A 20,985-nucleotide genomic window follows, 5' to 3' on the forward strand; every position below is an offset into this window, starting at 1 on the left:
TTCACATGGCGCAGGCGTTGAGATCGCCGTCATAGGCAGCCTGGACAAGGCGGCGCATGGCGGTGAGGTCGAATGGGCGCGGGTTGTTCTTGATCAGCCGATCGATGCCGAGTGCCTGCTCGGCGGTCCAGTCGAGTTTGTCGGCCGGAAGCCCCAGGCCGGCCAGCGTCGGAGTGATGCTGATCGCCGCAAACAAACGCCTGATCTCCTCGATGGTCGCGCCCGCCATTTCGTCGGCGCTTCGACCGTGCGGCTCAAGGCCAAGAGCAATCCCTATCTCGGCGATCTCCGCCGCGGCCACACGGCTGTTGTAGCTCATGACATAGGGCATCATTGTCGCCACCCCTAGCCCATGCGGCGTGTGTGTGAGCGCGCCTGCCGGGTATTGCACCGCGTGCGCGGCCGCCGTGCCGGCGGTGCCGAACGCGCAACCCGCCGCCAGCGCTCCCATCATCACGTCGGCGCGCGCCTCTGCGTCGCCGCCGTCAGTAAACGCCTTCTCCAGGCTGCGGCCGAGCAGTTTGACGGCCAGCAGCGCGAAATGGTCGGTCAGCGGCGTCTTGCCGATGAAGACATGGCGTTGCGGCAGAGTGAAGTCGCCGTCCCGGCGCATGGCCGTGAAGGCCTCGATCGCATGCGTGAGCGCGTCTGCACCGGCGATCGCCGTCAGGCCCGGCGGACAAGTCATTGTCAGTTCGGGGTCGCAGATGGCAACGGCAGCAATGAGATGAGGGCTCGATATGCCGACTTTGAGCGTCCGGTCCGGATCGGATATCACCGCGACGGGTGTCACTTCCGATCCTGTGCCCGCCGTGGTCGGCACGGCGATGAGCGGCAGCGTCGGCCCCGGAACCTTGAACTCGCCGTAGTAGTCCTGCAGCTCGCCGCCGTGGCTGATCAGCAAGGCTGTGCATTTGGCCAGATCGAGACAGCTGCCGCCGCCGATCCCGATCACCATATCGGGCCCAAAGCCCCGCGCTTCCTCCACGCACACCGCCACGGTGTCGCGCGGCACATCCGGCAGGACATCGTCATGGACCAGCACTTCGATCGACGCTGCCTGCAAGGATGCCATGATTTCGGCGAACACGGCCGTACCGGCGAAACGCTCGTCGGTGCAGACCAGGGCGCGTCGGCCGTAGCGAGCGGCCACGACTGGCAGTGCATGGCGTTGCCCCTTCCCGAATAGAATTTCGCGTGGGAGCCGGAGGGCTGTGAGAAGGCTCATGACAGGCTGCATCCTTGAGGGGTGTCGGAGAACTCGCATCGCAAAATCCGCACCGAAGATCCTGAACTGAACGGCGCTAAAAAAATCGTATAGGATATAGTATTGCATCGGTCAAACCCTCGTGTTAGCAGTCTCCCCTGTCGAGAGGCGAAAGAATGCAACCTGTCATTTTGAGCAATAATGGTGAAGCACCCACGGGAGCGGGTCGCATCCAGCGCGCGAGCAGCCTGGCCGAGGATGTCTACGAGGCCATTTTCGCGCAGCTGATGTCGCTGAAGATCGCGCCCGGTTCACGCATCACCGTCGACAATCTGGTCAAGGAGTTCGACGTTTCCCATACGCCGATCCGCGAAGCGCTCGGGCGTCTGGAAGGCGAAGGCCTGGTTCTGAAGACGCATCTGATCGGATACCGCGCCGCACCGCAGATCAGCCGGCGCCGTTTCGACGAATTGTACGAAATGCGTCTCCTGCTCGAACCGCACGGCGCGGCGAAGGCCGCTGCCGCGATGGACGAGGCCAAACTCGGCACGCTGCTGGAGGCAGCAGGCGTGATGTCGCGCCGCGAGGGCAAGGACGAGCGTCTGCGCTACTCAAACTTCGCCCGGCAGGACGCGATCTTCCACGACAAGATCATGGAATATGCCGAAAACGAGCTCATTCGCGAGACGCTGGGTTATCAACACACCCACTTCCACATTTTTCGCCTGATGTACCACTCCCGCGTGACCGAGGAGGCGCTGGACGAGCATGAGGCGATCCTTGCCGCGTTCGGTTCGGCCGATCCCGATGCGGCCGCGAAAGCAATGCGCGCCCACATCGAGCACTCGCGCGATCGCCTGCTGCCGGCCTTCGATTGAGGCTAAACCGATGTCCGCGCCACTGACCACCAACGCCAACGCCGAGGGATACTACTTCCCCAACTCACCATTCTGAGGACGGACAAAGCCAATGCGGGGTGCTGCATGGCTCGCCCGGCTTTTTTTCACACGACAGAGGAACCGACTATGTCAGGCAAGAAAATATTGATGCTCACCGGCGAGTTCACCGAGGAGTACGAGATCTTCGTCTACCAGCAGGCGATGGAAGCCGTCGGTCACACCGTCCACGTGGTCTGCCCGGACAAGAAGGCCGGAGATCTCATCAAGACCTCCCTGCACGACTTTGAGGGCGACCAGACCTACACCGAGAAGCTCGGCCATTTTCAGGTGATCAACAAGACGTTTGCCGAGGCGGAAAAGCAGCTCGATCAATACCACGCCGTATACTGCGCTGGCGGCCGCGGCCCGGAATACATCCGCACGGATAAGCGTGTGCAAGCCATGGTGCGCCACTTCCACGACACCCGGAAACCGATTTTCACGATCTGCCATGGGGTCCAGATTCTGATTGCCGTGGACGGCGTCGTGCGCGGCAAGAAGGTCGGCGCGCTCGCCGCCTGCGAACCGGAAGTGACGTTGGCAGGCGGAACCTATGTCGACCTCTCGCCGACGGAGGCCTATGTCGACGGCACAATGGTGTCGGCCAAGGGTTGGACAGCCCTCGCTGCCTTCATCCGCGAATGCCTGAAGGTGCTCGGGACCGAGATCCGCCATAACTAAACAAGGCCGGCGCACGTCAACAATGCGCCGATTTCCGTTGTTGCAAGGTGTGCAGGCCACGCTCCAATGGTAGCCGCTCGCATCCGCACTTTGAAGTATGCCCTCGGTCGATGAGATCGAGGGCCACCGGCGCCAATCAATCGAAGAAGCCGGCATCCTCCGCCAGCAAATACTTCCTGGCGCCTTCGACGTCGATGTCGAGACCTAGCCCCGGTGCTTCCAGCAGATCCACCATGCTGTCCTTCACGATCTGCTTGGGCAGGCCGATGACGATGTCGTTCCACCAGGGGTCCGAGGCGCTGGGATATTCGAACGCGACGTAGTTGGCGGGCAAGGTGGCGCAGACATTGATCAGCGCGCCTAGGCCCAGCAGGCCGTTCGCGGTGCCGTGCGGCGCCATCAGGATTGAGTGCATATAGGCGTGCTCGGCGACCCATTTTAGCTCGGCAATGCCGCCAATGTCGGCAGGATCGGGGCCGATGACGCGCACCGCCTGCGTCTCGATCAGCTCCTTGAAATTGTGCCTGAGGTAAATCTGCTCGCCGGTATGGATCGGCGTCGAGGTGGAGCTGGTCAGCTCCCGGTAGGCCTGCGGATTGACCCACGGTACATAGTCGCCGGTCAGCATGTCCTCGAGCCACATCAAATTGTATTTCTCGACCGCGCGAGCGAACTTGATCGCATCGGGCAGCATCCAGCCCGGGCCGCAGTCGAGTGCCAGGCTGACCTTGTCCCCCAGCACTTCCTTCATCGCGATCACGCAGTCGAGCATGTGGTTGAAACCACGTTCGCTGATCACGCCCTGATCCATCGCACCATGATAGCCGGCCTTCTTCTGCGTCACGCCGTAATGGAAGTCCTCGATGGTGTCCTTCATGTTGGAATGGAACGAGATTCCTTGCTTGACCATGAAGAAGTTCTGCGGCTGCTCCATCATCCATTTGACGTCGGCGGCGTAGTCCTCCGGACGGTCGCCCGTGCGCTTCTGGCGGATCGAGCCGTTGTAGACGCGCACCTTGTCGCGCACCTTGCCGCCTAGCAGCTTGTAGGCCGGCACGCCGGCGGCCTTGCCGGCTATGTCCCACAGCGCATGTTCGATGGCGCTGACCGCCGCACCATAGGGCTTGAAAGAGCCGCGTTGGCGGATCTTCAACATGACCCGCTCGACGTCGGTCGGATCCTCGCCGATCAGGGCCTCGCGGAAATGCAGCACCCATGGCTTGAGATAAGGCTTGGTGTACTCGACCTCGCCAAGGCCGTAGAGACCTTCGTCGGTGACGATACGGACGATGGGATGTTTGCCGATTACGGCGCACCGCAAGTCGGTGATCTTCATCATGGCGCAGTCCTATTTCACAGACGAGAACGCTGTCGGCGTGAGCAGCTGGCTGCTGATATTGGCAATGATCTGCCCGTCGCGCTCAGACTCGTCCCGGGCCCTGTGCCATGCCGGATCGGTGACGAAAGCCGCCCATTTCGCCTCACGCTCGGCCAGCGATTCCCAGGCGAGGAAATAGGTGAGGCGATTGCTGTTTTCGCCGATCGCCGTGGTGAAAAACCCGGCTTGGCGGATGCCATGCCTCTCCCAAATGGCCAGCGTTTGGTCTGAAAAGCGCTTGAGCAAGGTCGGCAGTCTGCCCGGCAGGCAGTCATAGATACGCAGTTCATAGATCATGGTTTCGTCCGTTTCTTTCTTCGCCTCTCCCTTGGGAGCAGTCGACACGAATGGTCGGTGGTTGGCCCTGTGAGCCTGGGAATGACGGCAAGGGGTCTGGGCTAACTCCAGGTCCGGTCCCAGCTATATTCATTGTCCCAATGCTCGGTGGATTGCCATATCCCCGTGACACCGGGCTGCAGATGCTGGGTGAGCACCTCGTCGACCACATCGTCTATGCCCAGCCCCGGCTTGTCGGACACGGTGATGAAGCCGTCCTTGACAAGCGGCTTGGGCAGGCCGGTGACGATATCGTCCCACCAGCCGACATCGGCGGAGTGATATTCGAGCGCCATGAAGTTCTCGGTCGCGGTGGCGACATGCGCGGCGGCCACCGCGGCGATCGGACTTTCGGCCATATGGATCGCCATGGCGACACCGTGATCCTGCGCCATATCGCCGATCTTCTTGGTCTCGAGAATGCCCCCACTGGTGAGCAGGTCGGGGTGGATGACCGAGAGGCCGCCGCTCTTGAGCAGCGGCTCGAAGCCTTCCTTGAGGTAGATGTCCTCGCCGGTGCAGATCGGCACCGTGGTAGCCTGCTGCAATTGCCGGTACTGCTCGGTGTATTGCCAGGGGATCACGTCCTCCAGCCATGCCGGAACGTATTTCTCGATACGGCGCGACAGGCGTATACCATCCTGCAGCGAGATGTGGCCGACATGGTCGATGGCAAGCGGGATCTCGTATCCGATGACCTCGCGAACCTCGTGGATATACTGCTCGAGCAGGTCTATCCCCTTTTCGGTGAAATGCAGGCCTGTGAACGGGTGCTGCATGTTCTGCGCGTCATAAGCGAGATTGCGGGCCTTTCGCTCCTCGAACGAGCCACCGCGGCCGCGCGGGTTGCCGTGAAACCCTTCGAGCGCGCCGGCGGGTGCGACCACGGCGCCCGGGACATGGGCGATCTGCATCAAGCCCAGGTCCATCTTCAAGAAGGTGAACCCGCGGCCCATCCGTTCCTTGAGGCGCTTGCCGGTTTCGGTGCCGCTGGGTTTCTCGGCGTCGGTATCGCAATAGACGCGCACGTGATCGCGAAACTTGCCGCCCAGCATCTGGTAGATCGGCACGCCATAGGCCTTGCCGGCGAGGTCCCACAAAGCGATTTCGACCGCCGAGACGCCGCCGCCCTGCCGGCCGTGCCCACCGAACTGCTTGATCCGGCGAAACAGGCGGTCGATGTCGCACGGGTTCTCACCAAGCAGCCGGCTCTTCAGCATCAGCGCGTAGGTGGCGCTGGCGCCATCGCGCACCTCGCCAAGCCCGACGATGCCCTGGTTGGTGTAGATCTTGAGCAGCGCCGAGGTGAACGGCGCGCCGACGATTTCGGCCACCCGCATGTCGGTGATGCGAAGCTCGGACGGCTTCGAGTTGGTGTTGACCCGGTTGAGGGCCTCGTCGGCTCCATCCGTCTTTGGCATGACTTATCCTCGTTCTGATTTGCAGGCTTGTCGCCCGCATGCTGCCGACAACGTTGCTAGCCCAGTTCGATCTCATGGGCTTGCAGGTAATCGCGGTTCATCTCGATGCCGAGACCCGGCCTCAACGAGAGCTTGAGGCTGCCGTTCGAAACGTCGAGCGGCTTGTCGATGAGATGATCGTACTTGCCCAAATTCCACTCCGACGTTTCGAGCTTGTAGAAGTTCGGAACGGTCATCATCACCTGTGCTCCCGCGACCACGTTGATCGGCCCGGCGGCGTCATGCGGCGAGACCGGGATGTAATAGGCTTCGCACAGAGCGGATATCTTCTTGAGTTCGGTAATGCCGCCGGTCCAGGTGACGTCGGGCATGATGTAGTCGGCCAGCTTGTTCTCGAGAACCGGCACGAAATCCCACTTTGTGTGGCCGCGCTCGCCCCACGAGATGGCCGCACTGACCTTCTCGCGCACCTGCGTGAGGGCGTTAAGGCTCTCGGGCGGGCACGGCTCCTCGAACCAGTCGATCTGGCCGGCTTCCTCAAGGCTGCGACAGAGGCGAATGGCGGTCGGAACGTCGAAGCGGCCGTGCGCATCGATGAGGATGTCGACATCGGGTCCCGCCGTTTCGCGGACCAGAGCCGTGAGTTCGGCGGCCTCGCGCTCATCCTTGCGGGTCATGCCGCCATCGAGATAGCCGTCCCGCTGTTCGCGCGACACGCCGCCGGCACCGCGACCCTGGTGGGGGAAAGGGTCGAACTTGAGAGCAGTGTGTCCGGATTCGACGATGTCCAGGATTTCGCGGACCACAGCATCCTTGCTGGTGAATTTGGCCTGGTTGGGGTGGGTGTAGAGCGCGATTTCATCACGGACTGGCCCGCCCAACAGCTCGTAGATCGGCTTGCCGAGAGCTTTGCCCCTGAGATCCCAGAGGGCTATGTCGATCGCGCTCACGCATTCGACCGCGGCGCCACGACTGCCCATATAGGTGAAGCTGCGGAAGATCTTGTGCCAGAGATACTCGATGCGCGCCGGATCCTCGCCCGTCACCGCGGCTCCGATCTGTCGAAGGATCGTGCAGAGGGCGCGGTTGGCGAGCTTGGTGGTGGTGGTGATCTCTCCCCAGCCGCTTAGCCCCTCGTCTGTCGTCACCTCGACGAACAGGAATTCCCCCCAATAAGAAGCATCGGACTTGATCAGCCACGGCCGAACGCTCGTGATTTTCATTTCAACTACCTTTGCCAGTGAGGGTCAGCCACGATGTTCCAGACCTGACCCTCGTCCTATCCGGCCCGAGCGGCGTTGCGCGCACGCATGTGTTCGAGAACATGCCGGCCGGAACCCTCGACATGACGGGAGATGAGTTCGGCTGCCCTGTCTGCCTCTCCCGCCTTGATGAGCGCAACGAGTTCGCGGTGCTCGCGAATGATCGCGGCACGCCGCGCGAGCGTGAAATTGAAGCGTCGGCTCACCGCTCGCAGCACTTCGCGATGCTTCCACCAGAGCTCGGCGGCATGGCGGTTATAGTGCCGCTGGTACATCACGGTGTGAAAGGCGGTATCCAGCTCACTGTGCCTGAATGTGTCGGCAAAGTTGTTCTCTTCAATCAGGCCTTGGATACGTTCCAGTTCGGCGATGTCCTCGCCGGTGGCCATGCCCACAAACCATCGCGTCAAGGCTGGTTCGATCAGAACACCGATCTCGTAGATGTCGCGGACAAAGTCCTGATCAATGGGCCTTACACGCGCGCCGCGATTGGGAGAAAAGATGACGAACCCCTCGCCCCGCAACAGTTGCAGGGCCTCGCGCACGGGGTTGGTCGAAGTGCCGTGGCGGCGCGCGAGATCGGTGACGACAAGCCGTTCGTTGGCGGCGAGCCGTCCCTCGATGATGTCTTCCCTTATTAGTTCGTAAAGGGAGGCGCCCTCGCTGGAGGCTCCGATGGCATCGATCCCCGGAGGTGGCTTTGCTTTGAAATCGTCTGTTTCGGCCAAGGGCCGGCTCCCCAGATTGATACACAGTCAGTCCGATATCACGCACGGTTCCCATAAACAATGTACGATCCTGTGCGTTGACAGGCAATCTATGTTCTGAAAACGTACTAAGCGGTCGAGAGGATACACCGTACTGAAAGAACCATCCTCGCGATCGCAGGGCGGAGAACCAGGGAGGATACCTATGACGAGGATCATGCTCGGCAGTGCGGTCCTGCGCGGCACTGTCGCCGGTATTTTGACGGCATCACTTATGTCCAGCTCAGCGCTGGGTGCGCCACCGGTCGACCTGAGCAAATGGTCGCCTGAATATGTGCGCTCCATCGCGGGAACACAGGATTTCGACACGGCCGGCGATTGCGCCAAGGTCACGCCGCTGGATTACAAGGGGCGACTGACTTTCTGGTATCAGGGCGTGTTCGAGGGCGATCCCGACCTGCTGCGCCAGTACTACAAGGATTTCTTCGAGACTTTCCGCAAGACCTATCCGAACATCAAGCTCGAGGAACAGGCCCTCACCTATAACGACCTTCTCGACAAATTCCGCACCGCGCTCCTGGGCAATGCCGCGCCGATGGCGGTGCGCCTGCAAATCCTGGGTGGCACCGAATTCGCCTCGAAGGGCTATCTGCAGCCGCTCAAACCAGAGGATGTCGGCTATTCGACCGAGGATTTCTGGCCGGGCGCCATGAAGGCCGTGACCTGGGATGGGGTGACCTACGGCATACCGACGAACAACGAGACGATGGCGTTCATCTGGAACGCCGACATCTTCAAGCGCGCGGGTCTCGATCCGGACAAGGCTCCGGCAACATGGGACGATGTCGTCAAATATTCCAAGCAGATCCATGACAAGCTCGGCATTGCCGGCTACGGCCTCGTGGCTCGCAAGAATGCCGGCAATACGCCCTATCGCTTCATGCCGCAGCTGTGGGCCTATGGTGGGGGCGTCTTCGACGAAGCCACCGCGAACCCGACTTACAAGGAGGTGGAGCTCGACAGCCCGCAGAGCAAGGCGGCGCTGCAAGCCTCATACGACATGTATGTCCGCGACAAGTCGGTTCCGGTCTCGGCACTTACCAACCAGCAGGCCGACAACCAGCCTCTGTTCGTCGCCGGCCAGTTGGGCATGATGATCTCGCACCCATCCGACTACAACGTCATGCTCGATCTGCAGGCAAAGGCGACGGGCACCGACAAGCAGAAGGCGCAGACCGTCATCGACAATATGCGCTACGGCCTGATCCCGACCGGCCCCGACGGCAAGCGCGCCGTCGTGTTCGGCGGCTCGAACATTCACATCCTGAAGCCCGAATACGTCGAGGGCGGCAAGGTGGACGAGCCGGCCGCGAAGGCGATCATCTGCATGTGGACGAGCCCGGAATGGTCGCTGAAGATGGCCTATGCCGGCTCGAACCCGGGCAACCTCAACGGCTTCAAGACCAAATGGATGAAGGAACGTCTGGACCACATCAAGTTCCTCGATGTCACGACCTCGATGCTGCCGTATGGCATCCCGTTCCCGGCGCTGCCGGAGTCGCCCGAGATCATGAACATCATCGTCCCGGACATGCTGCAGAATGCCCTGACCGGAGCGATGACCGTCGATCAGGCAGCGGACGACGCGGCCAAGAAGGTGAAAGACCTGATGGGCGGACTCTAGTCCGGACCTGACCTCCGATCTGGCCGGCTGCACCGAGAGTGCAGCCGGTTCATCCCGAAGAACAAGGGCACGCCACAGTGACGATCGTGACCGGCAAGGCCGAGGCTCGCCGAAAATCGCAACCCGGCAGGTCCGGCGCGTTGCGGAACATCTGGGAGCATCGCGCCGACTACGCATACGTGCTCCCCGCAATCGCCGTGATGCTCGTCGTCATCGCCTATCCGATCTACTACACGATCGAGCTGTCGTTCTATAAGACGCCGCCCGGCCTGCAGCTCCGCGACAAGACCTTCATCGGCTTCGACAACTACACCACCATCCTCACCAGTGAGGTGTTCTGGAAAGTCACCTGGAACACCCTGATCTGGACATTCGGGTCGACTTTCATCTCCTTTGTCCTGGGGTTTGCCACGGCGCTGGCGCTGCACCGCGACTTTGTCGGCCGTGGCATCCTGCGTGCCATCCTGATTATTCCCTGGGTGATCAGCGCGGTCGCCGCCTCCTATATCTGGAAGTGGATCTACCATTCGGATTTCGGCATCATCGGCGCGGTGCTGGTGGGCCTTGGATTGACCGACCGGCCGCCGAATTTCATCGACAACGTCAGCACGGTGCTCCCCGCCCTGATCGTCGTCAATATCTGGCGCGAGTTTCCCTTTGCCATGATCATGATGATGGCCGGCCTGCAGACTGTACCCGACCAGTTGTTGCGCGCCGCGAAAGTCGACGGGGCCAATGCATGGCAGCGTTTCTGGCACGTCACCTTCCCGCACTTGCGCAACGTCTCGGTGGTGACGATCCTGCTGCTTGCGGTGGCCAACTTCAATTCCTTCATCATCCCCTGGATCATGACCGCGGGTGGACCATCGAACGCATCGCATATCTGGATAACCCATATTTACGAGCTCGCCTTCGGCCGGCAACGCTGGGGCGTGGCATCGGCCTATTCGGTGCTCCTGTTCCTCATCCTGATGATGCTGGGCTATTTCTACGTCCGTGCGCTGAGCGGCAATGAGCGGAAAGAGGGTGGCGCATGAGCACGATCGCCGAGACAGCCTCTCGAGGCCAGACCCGTCGCCAAATGCGCGTCGACGGATGGCGGTGGGCCGGGCGCATCTTCCTTCTGTTCATGCTGCTTTACACAGCGCTGCCGATGATCTGGATGCTGATCACCTCGATCAAGTCGGGCTTCGCGGCGACGCAATTCCCGCCGCAATGGTGGCCGGACGAGCCCACGTTTGCCAGCTACCAGAAGCTGCTCGATCCGCAGAACAGTGTCGGCCAGGACTTCCTGCGCTTCTTCTGGAACAGCCTGTTCGTGTCGACCGTCACGACAATCCTTTCGGTGATCGTGGCTGTTCCCGCGGCCTATGCGTTTTCGCGCTTCACTTTCCCCGGCCGGAACTTCCTGTTCTTCGCCGTGCTGCTGCGCAACATGTTCCCGGCAGTGATCTTTCTCGTGCCGCTCTTCATCCTGATGCGCGCGATCGGGCTGGTGAACACGCATGGCTCGCTGATCCTGACCTACCTCACCTTCGGCCTCCCCCTGGCGATCTGGCTGCTCAAGGGTTTCTACGACAATATCCCGGTGCAGCTCGAGCAGGCGGCGCGCATCGACGGGGCAACGCGGCTCCAGGCCTTCATCATGATCGTGATGCCGCTCTCGACACCGGGGATCATCGCCACCGCGATCTATTCCTTCATCGGCGCGTGGAACGAGTACATCTACGCCTACACCTTCCTCTCCAAGAACGACCAGTTGACGCTGCCGGTCGGCATCCAGCGCTTCTTCTCGGAAAACACGACGGACTTTCCGGGCCTGATGGCGGCGAGCTTCATGATGAGCGTGCCCGTCGTGGTCCTGTTCCTCGTCCTGCAACGATACTTCGTACGCGCCCTGACAGAAGGCGCGGTCAAGCATTAGGGAGTTGCCGATGGCCCACGTGGTCCTCAAAGATCTCGTCAAGACCTACGGCAACTTCAAGGCCGTCAACGACGTTTCGCTGACGGTCAATGACGGCGAGTTCGTTGCGCTCGTCGGCCCTTCAGGCTGCGGCAAGACAACCACGCTCAATCTCGTCGCGGGGCTGACCCCGATCACATCGGGCGACATCGTCATCGGGGAACGGGTGGTCAACGATCTCGACCCCAAGGACAGGGACATCGCAATGGTGTTCCAGAACTACGCGCTCTATCCGCAAAAGTCGGTCTATATGAATCTCGCCTTCCCGCTGCAGATGCGCAGACTGCCCAAGGACGAGATCGACAAGAAGGTCAAGGAAGCGGCGCGCGTGCTCGACATGACGCACCTGCTCGAGCGCAAGCCGCGTGAACTTTCGGGCGGCCAGCAGCAGCGCGTGGCCTTGGGCCGCGCCCTTGTGCGCGACCCCGCCGTGTTTCTCATGGACGAGCCGCTCTCCAACCTCGACGCCAAACTGCGCGTACAGATGCGGTCGGAGATCAAGCGCTTTCATCAGGACCTCAAGGCGACGATCATCTATGTGACGCACGACCAGCTCGAGGCCGTGACGATGGCCGACAAGATGGCGGTGATGAACGGCGGCTTCCTGCAGCAATACGATTCACCGGCGCAGGTCTTTGCCCATCCGGTGAACATGTTCGTCGCCAGCTTCATCGGCAGCCCGGCGATGAGCCTTATTCCGCTGGAGGCATCGACGGCACCGGGCGGTACCGTGTTGACCAGCGCGGAGGGCTGGAGCCTCGGGCTCTCGCCGCGCAACATTCAGAAGGTCGCGCGGGCGACAACCCGGAAAGTCGTGCTCGGCGCACGTCACTCGACGATCAAGCTGCACAAGAGTGCGGTGCCAGGCAGCATCCCGGCCAAGGTCTACACGGTGGAACCAACCGGAGACGTCACCTTCGTGCAGGCGTTCCTGTCCGGCGCCGTCGTCAACGTCAGCGTGCCGCCGAACATTGCCGTCGCGCCCGACGAGCGGATCTGGCTCGAGTTCGACCAGGAGCGGATGCATCTGTTCGACGGCGAAACTGAAATGGCCCTCGAGGCCAGCTGAGCAGGCGGATGCGTGTGGAACGTGGGCGTGGATGACTACGAAGCTTAAGATCACCGCGATCAAGCCCTATCCGGCATGGGTGGGAACGCGCAACCAGATGCTGGTCAAGGTCGAGACCGACCAGGGCATATTCGGCTGGGGCGAGAGCGGCCTGAGCGGACGCGAGAAGGCCGTGGCCGGCGCGGTCGAGCACTATCGCGAGTTTCTGGTCGGCCGCGACCCCATGCAGATCGGGCGGATCTGGCAGGAGATTTATCGCAGCCAGTATTTCGAAGGCGGGCGGGTTCTGCAGGCGGCGATATCCGCCATCGACATCGCCCTTCACGACATCAAGGGCAAGGCGCTGGGGGTGCCGGTCTACGAGTTGCTGGGCGGTAAACAGCGTGACCGGATCCCCACCTTCGCCTCGACCGGAGACGAGGCCGAGGGCGACATTGCCATCGAGCGGGCCCGCGAACTGCGCGCACAGGGCTGGCAGGCAATCCGCTTCTTTCCCGCCGGGCAAAACAGCAGGGACATCTTCGAGCCACGCCAGTCGATCGGCGCTACCGCGAGCATGCTGAACAAAGCGCGCCGGGCGCTGGGCGACGATGTCGTCCTCGGCATCGACTATCATCATCGGCTGTCGGTGGCGGAGGCGGTGAGCTTCTGCAACAAGCTCGACCGCGGCGTGCTCGATTTCCTCGAGGAGCCGATACGCGACGAGACGCCGGAGACCTACGAGTCCCTGCGCACCATGACCGACATCCCCTTTGCCATCGGCGAGGAATTTGCAAGCAAGTGGCAGTTCCTGCCCTACATCGAGCGCGGTATCCACCAGTTCAACCGGCTCGATATCTGCAATGTCGGCGGGTTCACCGAAGCGATGAAAGTCGCCGGCTGGAGCGAGGCGCATTATGTGGACCTGATGCCACACAATCCGCTTGGTCCAGTCTGCACGGCCGCGACCGTGCATTTGGCCGCCGCGGTACCCAACTTTTCGTGGCTCGAGACCAGGGCGCCTGAAGCAAAGCTTGGCTTCGACAATTCCGAATTCTTCCCGGTGCAACCACGGCTCGACGGCCCCGATTATCCCGTCAGCGATTTGCCGGGGCTCGGCGTCGAGGTCAACGAAGAGGCGGTCCAGGCGCAGAGCTTCCGTTTCTGGGAAGCGCCCCACCTCAAGCGCCGCGATGGTTCTGTCACGAACTGGTAGTTCCCTTTCAATCGGAGTCCACAATGACGCATACTTCCGACATCACGCGGCCGCCCACGGATCTGATCGACGCGCTAAGGGAGATCGGCGCCGCGACGGTTGCCGGCACGCTTGGCCATATGGGCTTCCGCAATCCGCACATGGTCGGCCCGGTGGCGCAGAACCACGGCAAGTCGATCGTCGGGCCGGCGCTGACGCTGCAGTTCATGCCGCAGCGACCGGACCTCTTCACCGAGGGAGAATATGCCGATCCGGAGACGCAACTGCACCGACACGTGCTCTACCACGCACAGGAGGGGGATGTGGTCGTGGTCGACGCGCGCGGCGACATGAGCTCGGGCGTCTTCGGCGATATGATGTCGACGTATTTCAAGGGCAGAGGCGGCGCGGGTATCGTGATCGACGGGTGCATGCGCGACCGGCCCAATGTCGAAAAGCTCGATCTGGCGCTATGGCTGCGCGGCTGGACGCCCAACTACCATGTGCAAACCAGCATCTATCCCAACGCCGTCAACGTTCCGATTGCCTGCGGCGGTGTCACGGTGATCCCCGGCGACATCATCGTCGCCGATGATGACGGGGTGGTCGTGCTGCCCGTCGCAATGGCCGCAAAGGTGATCGAGGAATCCCAAAAGCATCACGACTGGGAGGAATTCTCGCGCATGAAGCTCATGGAGGGCGGGTCGTTACAACGCTATTATCCGCTGCACCCAAGTGCGAACGATGAGTATGAAGCTTGGCGGACAACCAACCCGAAATTTTGATGGACTGACGAGGTCATGGGATGCCTCTCCAATGCAGGCAGCCGCTCGTCGCCGGTATCGGCGCGATCCAGTAGGTCATGTTCGCCGCCTTCTCGGTGATCATGACTGGGAGCGTGCGTTGGCTGCTGTGCGGCTACTACCCGCGCTCGACCAGCCAAACAGATGCCAGCCGGGTGAGTGGGCCGATGATTACGCCAGCCCAGGTGGTGTCTCGCTCTCGTCGATCTTTGTATTCTTTGCGGATTAGTTTTTGTACTTCAGAACAGCCAACCGTCGTAAGTATCCAGCTGTTTAGCTGAGACGATCTCCTCCACATTGGGCTGTCGCTGTCCGCGGGGCCGATCGACAGATTGAGACGAGCCGCCTTCCGGACGAGCCGCCGCGTTTTTATCTCTGCAATCTGTTCATAGTATAATAACGTTTCCCAATAATGTCGGTACTGAGCCTTTTCCCGCTCCACAGGCGTGCAAGCATTTGCCAGGTCGACGTCATAGGCGTGGTCGAGCGTCTTGATGGTTCGCCGGTACGCCTCGATTTCCAACAACTCTCTGATTTGTAACGGTATGGTCATACGACCTCTCAATCCCCGCAGCCAAAAAAGAATGCTACGGCCCGGTATGGCGTCCAGTCCATTCGACTACTTGGATGAGGTCACAACGCAAAAGAACTAGACGCGCCTAGTTGACCGATTGAGACGGAGGCGTGTTCGCTGTGTATGCGACGGTTGGGATGCGCAGGGGTATCATGATCGATGTTGTGGCCTCCGACGACAGGCCTGGTTTGAGGCGATCGCGGCAGCATGACGGCTACGCCCAAGTCGACGGCCTGCGTATGGCGGTGGCAGGAAGGATTCATGGCCGAGGCGTCGACGATCTGCGGCGCCCCTAGCCAGGGACAGCGACCGACAAGCGAGCCGGAGCTTCCGCAACCATATCGTCAGACGGGTGCACTGATAGCGCACGCCTCCCGATAGGAAATGTGCCATCGACCGAAGTATCGGACACCACAAATCGCTCTAGAAACGAGGCTCGCCAAGACGGAGGGCGTACGATCCCGTCTGTATTTCACTGACCTGGACACCACCGATTGGCGTAATTGCCTGGTTGCTGGTATGCGTTACATTGACCAGTACGGGTGCGTAGCGTTAAGCCCGCCGCAGTGGCCGGTGCGGTCTTCACGTCCCCGGAAGGCTGCCCCTCCGCACCGGCCATTTCCTTTACGGCTCTGCATCGCCTACGGCTCGGTCGGTGCGCAGTTGAGACCGGTTTTGCGCCATCAACTCGAAATGTAAGACCGATCAAATCCGGCTATTTTGATAAGTCCCGCGTGGTCATGCAACTCGACCACACCATTGCGGAACGAAACCAACCCGTTTTCTCGCAAATCCTTCAACACGCGACTTACGTGCACAGCAGACAGCCCCAATGCGTCGGCCAGCTGGGCCTGGGTCAGCGGGCATTCAAAGCGCTGCGGATAACCGGTGACCGATCTATGTGCGCGGCAGCCCAGTTCGAGGAGAAGGTGAGCCGTGCGTTCAATAGGTCCTCTTCTACTGACTCCCGCCAGATGTTCGGTAACCCTTGAGTACCGCCGTGCCTCAGCCAGCATGATGGCCTCGCAAATGGACGGCGAATAGCGTGAAAAGCATGTATGGACTGGACCCGTCAATTCGATCGCGGTCACGTCCGAGAGAGCCGTTACCGTCTCGCTCCCGTCTCCGCAGAACTCGATGAAGGCAATTTCGTGAGGGAGCGCAAAATCGACGATGAGACGAGAGCCATTCCGCAGCGTTTTGGCGAATGCGGCCCACCCCGCGGTCATAACTAGGATAAAGGATCTAGCCTGATACTCCCGTGCAATCGTCGTGTTCGCCGGATAAAGGCGCCGGACAGCTCCAGGCAGTACAGAGATTCCCATTTCTGAAATTGGTTCAGCAAGGGTAGGCTCCCTCGCCAATCCAAGAGCCTGCTTTGATAAGCTCATTTTGTGTGATTACCCCAGCCGTGATCGTCCCTCAGGTCCAAACTACCAGCTACATATAAAGTTCCATTTATAGTTTCATCCAAATGGAGGCGCAACCTACCACGGTTGGGCACTACCTTACCACCTTCGGAGGATATCAGCATGCAGCAAAGGTCATAAAGAGCCGCAATGCCTGCTGGGGCCACTCATGCCGGTACAGCGCGGAAAGCCAAGAGCGTCGGGCGCACTGGGCAAGTCGGGGGTCACGATTTTCATTGTTTTGGCCGCGGCACCTTTATTCCGCTCGGCAGCGGTGCGGTCCATCGGCAAGGATTTGTGACGAACCAGCTGCCGTGCATCTCCGCCGAAGCCGGCTCTTATGATCTCTACCGGATCGACTTCTGCAAGTAGCCCGTGGGTCCGCCAGCAGCAACCCTGTCGCCCGCAGTCGACCTTTTCCTTTGGACTGCGCGCAGCCGGAGCATCAGCGCTAGCTGGCGGTCACTTCACTTGGCTGAAACTATCCAAGGCAGACCTATTCAACTTGACACCAGTCTTGTTCGACGTTTTTCTTCTGAAAGAACGTCGGATCCTGTTGGTGGAGTTAATGCCGACACCGCCGATCCCACTGGCGGATCTAGCGGTTGGAACTCTTGCCAAGGAGGCCCAGGGATCACCTGCGTCCCACTTTCGAGACCCTCTGTCATGCCCGCCGCAACGACCGGCTCCATTGTTCTAGCTGCCGGTTTCCGGCGAAGCCGCGAGGTCGAGGGGTGCTTGGCCTTGTAGGTCTGGCGTCTTTCCTCGGCAACTTCCAGGTCATCGAGTACCGATATGGCCGATGCAAGGCGATTTTCGATTTCGGCAAGTCGCCTGCTGGTGGAAATCAGGGCAACTGAAACCAGCAAACTGTACGCGAGCACGACAATGGCTGCTCCTGCGGGGCTTTCGATGCCGAACACGATCAAGGCCCCAACTCCAATAAAAAAGGCAAGGGCACCATAGCCCAGCAACCGGCCCTTACTTAGAAGAAGCATCAACGGCCAGGTTGCGGACAGCATCAGAATGGCTAACGGTCTGTTGACCGCCCAATCTACAAGTCCCGGAACAATGTCGCTGTAAGTGTCCATATCAACCTCGAAACAAACGGGGCCGGCCGGCCTCTTCGTCGTGTGGGAGCGTAGGCCGTCCCGCGCGCGCCGGCTCGGTGGCCGCGTTATAGAGCACCCGGACGAGCGATAGATGTCCCTGCGAACGTCCTAAGGTCTGAAAGGCTCATCGGGTAGACCAGATCGACCTTTAGCCGAATTACTACTCAATAATGGTAATGGCGGCGGTGTGCGCGAAGCTGTTATGTTTTCGGCTGACCGGCGACGCGATCGTTGGTGGGCGGAAGCGATTTGGACATGCCGGATGGCGGGGTGCGAACCCTGTCAGCGGTCTCATCGCGCCTAACAGGCAACTGCCCAAACAATTTTGAAGTGAAGCACATTCAGCCGACGCTGAAGGGTGGGCGTTGTTCTGTTGATCGCTAAGGATTCGGCAATGGCAAGTTCAATTGACAGTCCGACCATGACCAGAGAATTACTGCCGCTCGACGTGCGGGAGATTCTTGATTTCTTTCTCCGCCGCTGGAAGCTGGTGTGCAGCATTGCTGTAATCACCTTTGCCCTATTTGTCGCCGCCGCCTATCTCCTTCCACCATCCTACACGGGCGTCGCACAAGTCTTACTCGATTCCCCGGTCGACTATATGACCCCGCAGGATTATTCCAATTCTGATTTTGCCGACAATTCGACATTTATCGAAAGTCAGATTGCAGTTCTGAGATCCGCCTCGCTCCTTCAGAAGGTCGTCGACAGCGAAAAACTGACGGAAGACCCGAAGATCGGGCCGGGGGCATTAATATGGCTACAGGGCGCCCTTGGGGTTTCGCGTGTCGGATTGGCGGATGTTATTGAGATCTCGGTGACCGCCTACGACCCGGGGAAAGCAGCATCGCTGGCGAACGCAATCTCCCAGGCCTACCTCGCTGATCGAGTAAGGTCCCGTTACGAAGGGGCCAGGAAAGCCTCCACATGGCTCAGTGAGCGGGCTGCATCTCTGCGAGCGGAACTGAGCCTTTCGGAACAAGCTGTCCAGAAGTTTCGGATCGATCACAATCTATTGGCGACGCCAGCAGGCAGTTTGACTGATCAGCAGCTGTCTGAATTGAATGTCGCACTAATCACCGCACGCGCCGAATTGTCGGAGAAACGGGCACAATATCAACAAGTTGACAAATTGCTGACTAGCGGAGGCGACATCCAGTCGATGCCGGACGTCTTGCAGTCCGTGGTTATCAGCGCGCTTCGGGCCCAGATCGCTGGAGTGACACGGCGGGAAGCCGACCTTAAATTGAAATATGGCGATAGGCATCCGGATGTCCTGGCGGCGCAAGCCGAGCGCCGCGACATCGAGGGGCAGATTACCGCCGAAGTCCAGCGTCTCATCGGCAATCTGAAGAATGAAGTGGACGCTGCCGAGGCCCGGGAAGCTTCTCTCAGCCGAGCCTTGAATTCGGTATCCAACCGATCCGAAGTCGAAGGTCAGGTTGGCGTGCAGTTGCGCGACCTAGAAAGGATTGCCGCCGCGAACAAGGAGCTGTTTGAGACATTCCTTTCACGCGCCAAGCTCACCGAGGAGAAGTCTACCCTGCTAAACAGCGGCGTGCGCGTGATAACCGATGCGGTTATTCCGGGTTCGCCAAGCTTTCCGAACAGGCCTCTATTCGCGGCGTTGGGACTTGTGCTCGGCTTCTTCGTCGGGGGCGCAGGCGCCGTTCTTCGTGAACTTTTCGCTTCCGGCTTCTTGGCAAAGAAGCAGATAGAGGAAGAGCTGTCCGTTCCGGTTCTTGCATCCATCCCACGGATGGCGGGCTGGTCGAGAGACGCCCAGTCCCAAGCCCAACCTGTGGCTTATCTCGAGCGCAGACCGCTATCTAGGTTTAGCGAGGCCGTGCGGCGGCTCCGCCTGGGCATTGATGCGACGCCCGAACAGGCCCGCTTGCCGCGCCTTATGCTGGTGACATCGGCGATGCCCGGCGAAGGAAAGACAACCCTGGTATTGAGCTTGGCCTGCTCCGCAGCGGCCGACGGCGAACGGGTTCTGGTCGTCGATGCGGACTTGCGGCTTTCGGCCACCACGGCCTTCTTCGGCATGGCAGACAAGGTCGGGCTGGTCGACCTTCTGACGTTGCCGGTGAAGGCAGCAAACGCAATTCATCTGGACGAACGCTCGGGGATATCCCTGCTCCCTGCGGGCGCAAGGACCCGGAACCCGCCTGCCCTTCTTGCTTCGGCACGGATGCGCTCGGTTCTCGAAGAGCTTCGCGGAAAGTTCGATACGGTGATCGTTGACGCACCACCTGTTGGAGCTGCGGCCGACGCCACGATCCTGGCGCGGTATGTCGACAAGGTCCTCTTTGTCGTGAAGTGGCGCGAAACCGCGCGCGAGGCCGTTGCAGAAGGAATTCGACACCTTGGCGGTCGGTCGAAGATTGCCGGCATCGCCCTGACAATGGTGGACGAACCAAAGCTGCCAAAATATGGCCGATACACGTCCCTCGAAAGTAGTGTCTCGGACAGTTATTATCTCAACTAGAGAAATGTTTCGCCATGCAGCACGCTGAATTATACCATGATCGCTACCCGGAGCCGGTTGGAAAGACTTACGGCGGGGACCTTGCGCGTTGGTACGTGGTCCAGACGCACCAACATTCCGAGAGCTTGGCGGAGCGGCACCTGCTATCGCAAACCTTCCGAACATACCTGCCCAAGCGAAGGCGAACCGTTCGCCACGCTCGCATCGTCAGAACCGTCGCCAGTGCGTATTTCGAGTGCTATCTGTTCGTCTCGCTGGCTGCTCAGCAGAGTTGGTACCCGATCAACTCAACCGTCGGCGTGCGAAGACTTGTCATGAGCAAAGGAATGCCGGTCCCGGCGCCATACGGCGTGATCGAGTCCTTGATAGCCGCAACAGACGACGACGGAATTTTGCACCCCGATATCTTATTGAGGCCAGGTCAAAGAATTCGAATCATAGATGGACCGTTTTCGGAACAGCTTGGCGTTCTTGATCATGTTGGAAGTGCTGGAGCAGTCAAAATTCTTCTTGATATAATGAATCGTTCGATTCCAATCACGATCGACCGAGATAAACTTTCGGTTATATGCTGAATTCTATACCTTAGTTTTCGTATAATATCTTTTTTTCTCGAAAGACGCCGAAACCACCCGGCAAAGGAAGGATGAGTTGGCACCCAATTCACCCTCGATGCGGCAGCTTGCAAGGTAACATCCAAGGCTGCAGGCCGGCGTTGAAAACATTGGGTGCTGCGTCTCAACGAAATCAGCGCCAATAGGTTGGATATACCTCGC

General features: G+C 60.2%; 19 protein-coding genes. 10 read left to right on the top strand and 9 right to left on the bottom strand.

Annotated features, from left to right (window positions below; all coding sequences use genetic code 11):
- Nucleotide 1: 1 nt before the first annotated feature.
- Entirely contained in the window at nt 2-1,228 is a 1,227-nt protein-coding gene (locus FJ434_RS10165; protein ID WP_140746089.1) for an iron-containing alcohol dehydrogenase, read from the bottom strand.
- Nucleotides 1,229-1,383: 155 nt separating this feature from the next.
- Between FJ434_RS10165 and FJ434_RS10170 the strand changes: the two genes are divergently transcribed.
- Nucleotides 1,384-2,085: a GntR family transcriptional regulator gene (locus tag FJ434_RS10170; RefSeq protein WP_140505842.1), complete on the top strand. Its 702-nt coding sequence runs from the start codon at nt 1,384-1,386 to the stop codon at nt 2,083-2,085.
- Nucleotides 2,086-2,232: 147 nt separating this feature from the next.
- Nucleotides 2,233-2,826, top strand: a complete 594-nt coding sequence (locus FJ434_RS10175) for a DJ-1/PfpI family protein (protein ID WP_140505914.1) — start codon at nt 2,233-2,235, stop codon at nt 2,824-2,826.
- Nucleotides 2,827-2,962: 136 nt separating this feature from the next.
- On the opposite strand, the gene FJ434_RS10180 is transcribed toward FJ434_RS10175, so the two are convergent.
- The 5 genes from FJ434_RS10180 to FJ434_RS10200 all read right to left on the bottom strand — a co-directional run bounded on the left by FJ434_RS10180 (nt 2,963) and on the right by FJ434_RS10200 (nt 7,951).
- Nucleotides 2,963-4,162 (bottom strand): mandelate racemase/muconate lactonizing enzyme family protein, encoded by a 1,200-nt coding sequence (locus tag FJ434_RS10180; protein ID WP_140746090.1) that lies wholly within the window; start codon nt 4,160-4,162, stop codon nt 2,963-2,965.
- A 12-nt stretch (nt 4,163-4,174) separates the two neighbouring features.
- Nucleotides 4,175-4,501, bottom strand: a complete 327-nt coding sequence (locus tag FJ434_RS10185; protein WP_140505846.1) for an NIPSNAP family protein — start codon at nt 4,499-4,501, stop codon at nt 4,175-4,177.
- Between the two features lie 101 nt (nt 4,502-4,602).
- Nucleotides 4,603-5,961 carry a mandelate racemase/muconate lactonizing enzyme family protein gene (locus FJ434_RS10190; RefSeq protein WP_140746035.1) on the bottom strand — a complete coding sequence of 453 codons (1,359 nt, stop codon included), beginning with the start codon at nt 5,959-5,961 and terminating at the stop codon, nt 4,603-4,605.
- 56 nt (nt 5,962-6,017) lie between these two features.
- Nucleotides 6,018-7,184: a mandelate racemase/muconate lactonizing enzyme family protein gene (locus FJ434_RS10195; RefSeq protein WP_140746037.1), complete on the bottom strand. Its 1,167-nt coding sequence runs from the start codon at nt 7,182-7,184 to the stop codon at nt 6,018-6,020.
- Nucleotides 7,185-7,240: 56 nt separating this feature from the next.
- A complete protein-coding gene (locus tag FJ434_RS10200) occupies nt 7,241-7,951 on the bottom strand; it encodes a GntR family transcriptional regulator (RefSeq protein WP_140746039.1) in 711 nt (236 codons plus the stop codon).
- A gap of 184 nt (nt 7,952-8,135) precedes the next feature.
- On the opposite strand from FJ434_RS10200, the gene FJ434_RS10205 reads away from it, so the two are divergent.
- The 6 genes from FJ434_RS10205 (at nt 8,136) to FJ434_RS10230 (ending at nt 14,605) form a co-directional block, all read left to right on the top strand.
- Nucleotides 8,136-9,614 (top strand): sugar ABC transporter substrate-binding protein, encoded by a 1,479-nt coding sequence (locus FJ434_RS10205; protein WP_140505853.1) that lies wholly within the window; start codon nt 8,136-8,138, stop codon nt 9,612-9,614.
- Between the two features lie 77 nt (nt 9,615-9,691).
- Nucleotides 9,692-10,651: a sugar ABC transporter permease gene (locus FJ434_RS10210; RefSeq protein ID WP_140505855.1), complete on the top strand. Its 960-nt coding sequence runs from the start codon at nt 9,692-9,694 to the stop codon at nt 10,649-10,651.
- Nucleotides 10,648-11,538 carry a carbohydrate ABC transporter permease gene (locus FJ434_RS10215; protein ID WP_140746041.1) on the top strand — a complete coding sequence of 297 codons (891 nt, stop codon included), beginning with the start codon at nt 10,648-10,650 and terminating at the stop codon, nt 11,536-11,538. Before FJ434_RS10210 ends, FJ434_RS10215 begins: the two co-directional genes overlap by 4 nt.
- Nucleotides 11,539-11,548: 10 nt before the next feature.
- On the top strand, nt 11,549-12,646 hold the full coding sequence (locus tag FJ434_RS10220; protein ID WP_140746043.1) for an ABC transporter ATP-binding protein: 1,098 nt from the start codon (nt 11,549-11,551) through the stop codon (nt 12,644-12,646).
- A 31-nt stretch (nt 12,647-12,677) separates the two neighbouring features.
- Nucleotides 12,678-13,841, top strand: coding sequence for a mandelate racemase/muconate lactonizing enzyme family protein (locus FJ434_RS10225; protein WP_140746045.1), 1,164 nt, complete (start codon nt 12,678-12,680; stop codon nt 13,839-13,841).
- A 23-nt stretch (nt 13,842-13,864) separates the two neighbouring features.
- Nucleotides 13,865-14,605 carry a ribonuclease activity regulator RraA gene (locus FJ434_RS10230; RefSeq protein ID WP_140746047.1) on the top strand — a complete coding sequence of 247 codons (741 nt, stop codon included), beginning with the start codon at nt 13,865-13,867 and terminating at the stop codon, nt 14,603-14,605.
- 136 nt (nt 14,606-14,741) lie between these two features.
- Here FJ434_RS10230 and FJ434_RS10235 read toward each other — a convergent pair whose 3' ends face one another.
- The 3 genes from FJ434_RS10235 to FJ434_RS10245 form a co-directional block, all read right to left on the bottom strand.
- Nucleotides 14,742-15,176 carry a hypothetical protein gene (locus FJ434_RS10235; protein WP_140746049.1) on the bottom strand — a complete coding sequence of 145 codons (435 nt, stop codon included), beginning with the start codon at nt 15,174-15,176 and terminating at the stop codon, nt 14,742-14,744.
- Between the two features lie 704 nt (nt 15,177-15,880).
- Complete coding sequence (locus tag FJ434_RS10240) at nt 15,881-16,588, bottom strand: Crp/Fnr family transcriptional regulator (protein WP_140746052.1); 708 nt, start codon at nt 16,586-16,588, stop codon at nt 15,881-15,883.
- A gap of 518 nt (nt 16,589-17,106) precedes the next feature.
- On the bottom strand, nt 17,107-17,697 hold the full coding sequence (locus tag FJ434_RS10245) for a hypothetical protein (RefSeq protein ID WP_140746054.1): 591 nt from the start codon (nt 17,695-17,697) through the stop codon (nt 17,107-17,109).
- 415 nt (nt 17,698-18,112) lie between these two features.
- Here FJ434_RS10245 and FJ434_RS10250 point away from each other — a divergent pair, with 415 nt between their 5' ends.
- Together FJ434_RS10250 and FJ434_RS10255 are read left to right on the top strand one after the other, a co-directional pair.
- Nucleotides 18,113-20,209 (top strand): polysaccharide biosynthesis tyrosine autokinase, encoded by a 2,097-nt coding sequence (locus FJ434_RS10250; protein WP_140746056.1) that lies wholly within the window; start codon nt 18,113-18,115, stop codon nt 20,207-20,209.
- A 14-nt stretch (nt 20,210-20,223) separates the two neighbouring features.
- The gene (locus tag FJ434_RS10255) at nt 20,224-20,784 is read left to right on the top strand and encodes a transcription termination/antitermination NusG family protein (RefSeq protein ID WP_140746058.1); all 561 of its coding nucleotides are present in this window, start codon (nt 20,224-20,226) and stop codon (nt 20,782-20,784) included.
- The last annotated feature ends 201 nt before the right edge of the window (nt 20,785-20,985 follow it).

The organism is Mesorhizobium sp. B2-5-13 (assembly GCF_006440535.1).
GTDB classification, from domain to species: domain Bacteria; phylum Pseudomonadota; class Alphaproteobacteria; order Rhizobiales; family Rhizobiaceae; genus Mesorhizobium; species Mesorhizobium salmacidum.

Bases quoted from the DNA above. Each gene is read 5' to 3' on its own strand.
- FJ434_RS10175 (WP_140505914.1), top strand. From the start codon at position 2,233: ATGTCAGGCAAGAAAATATTGATGCTCACCGGCGAGTTCACCGAGGAG.
- FJ434_RS10230 (WP_140746047.1), top strand. From the start codon at position 13,865: ATGACGCATACTTCCGACATCACGCGGCCGCCCACGGATCTGATCGAC.
- FJ434_RS10215 (WP_140746041.1), top strand. From the start codon at position 10,648: ATGAGCACGATCGCCGAGACAGCCTCTCGAGGCCAGACCCGTCGCCAA.
- FJ434_RS10235 (WP_140746049.1), bottom strand. From the start codon at position 15,176: ATGACCATACCGTTACAAATCAGAGAGTTGTTGGAAATCGAGGCGTAC.
- FJ434_RS10240 (WP_140746052.1), bottom strand. From the start codon at position 16,588: ATGAGCTTATCAAAGCAGGCTCTTGGATTGGCGAGGGAGCCTACCCTT.
- FJ434_RS10195 (WP_140746037.1), bottom strand. From the start codon at position 7,184: ATGAAAATCACGAGCGTTCGGCCGTGGCTGATCAAGTCCGATGCTTCT.
- FJ434_RS10180 (WP_140746090.1), bottom strand. From the start codon at position 4,162: ATGAAGATCACCGACTTGCGGTGCGCCGTAATCGGCAAACATCCCATC.
- FJ434_RS10255 (WP_140746058.1), top strand. From the start codon at position 20,224: ATGCAGCACGCTGAATTATACCATGATCGCTACCCGGAGCCGGTTGGA.
- FJ434_RS10190 (WP_140746035.1), bottom strand. From the start codon at position 5,961: ATGCCAAAGACGGATGGAGCCGACGAGGCCCTCAACCGGGTCAACACC.
- FJ434_RS10165 (WP_140746089.1), bottom strand. From the start codon at position 1,228: ATGAGCCTTCTCACAGCCCTCCGGCTCCCACGCGAAATTCTATTCGGG.
- FJ434_RS10245 (WP_140746054.1), bottom strand. From the start codon at position 17,697: ATGGACACTTACAGCGACATTGTTCCGGGACTTGTAGATTGGGCGGTC.
- FJ434_RS10225 (WP_140746045.1), top strand. From the start codon at position 12,678: ATGACTACGAAGCTTAAGATCACCGCGATCAAGCCCTATCCGGCATGG.
- FJ434_RS10205 (WP_140505853.1), top strand. From the start codon at position 8,136: ATGACGAGGATCATGCTCGGCAGTGCGGTCCTGCGCGGCACTGTCGCC.
- FJ434_RS10170 (WP_140505842.1), top strand. From the start codon at position 1,384: ATGCAACCTGTCATTTTGAGCAATAATGGTGAAGCACCCACGGGAGCG.
- FJ434_RS10250 (WP_140746056.1), top strand. From the start codon at position 18,113: ATGGCAAGTTCAATTGACAGTCCGACCATGACCAGAGAATTACTGCCG.
- FJ434_RS10220 (WP_140746043.1), top strand. From the start codon at position 11,549: ATGGCCCACGTGGTCCTCAAAGATCTCGTCAAGACCTACGGCAACTTC.
- FJ434_RS10185 (WP_140505846.1), bottom strand. From the start codon at position 4,501: ATGATCTATGAACTGCGTATCTATGACTGCCTGCCGGGCAGACTGCCG.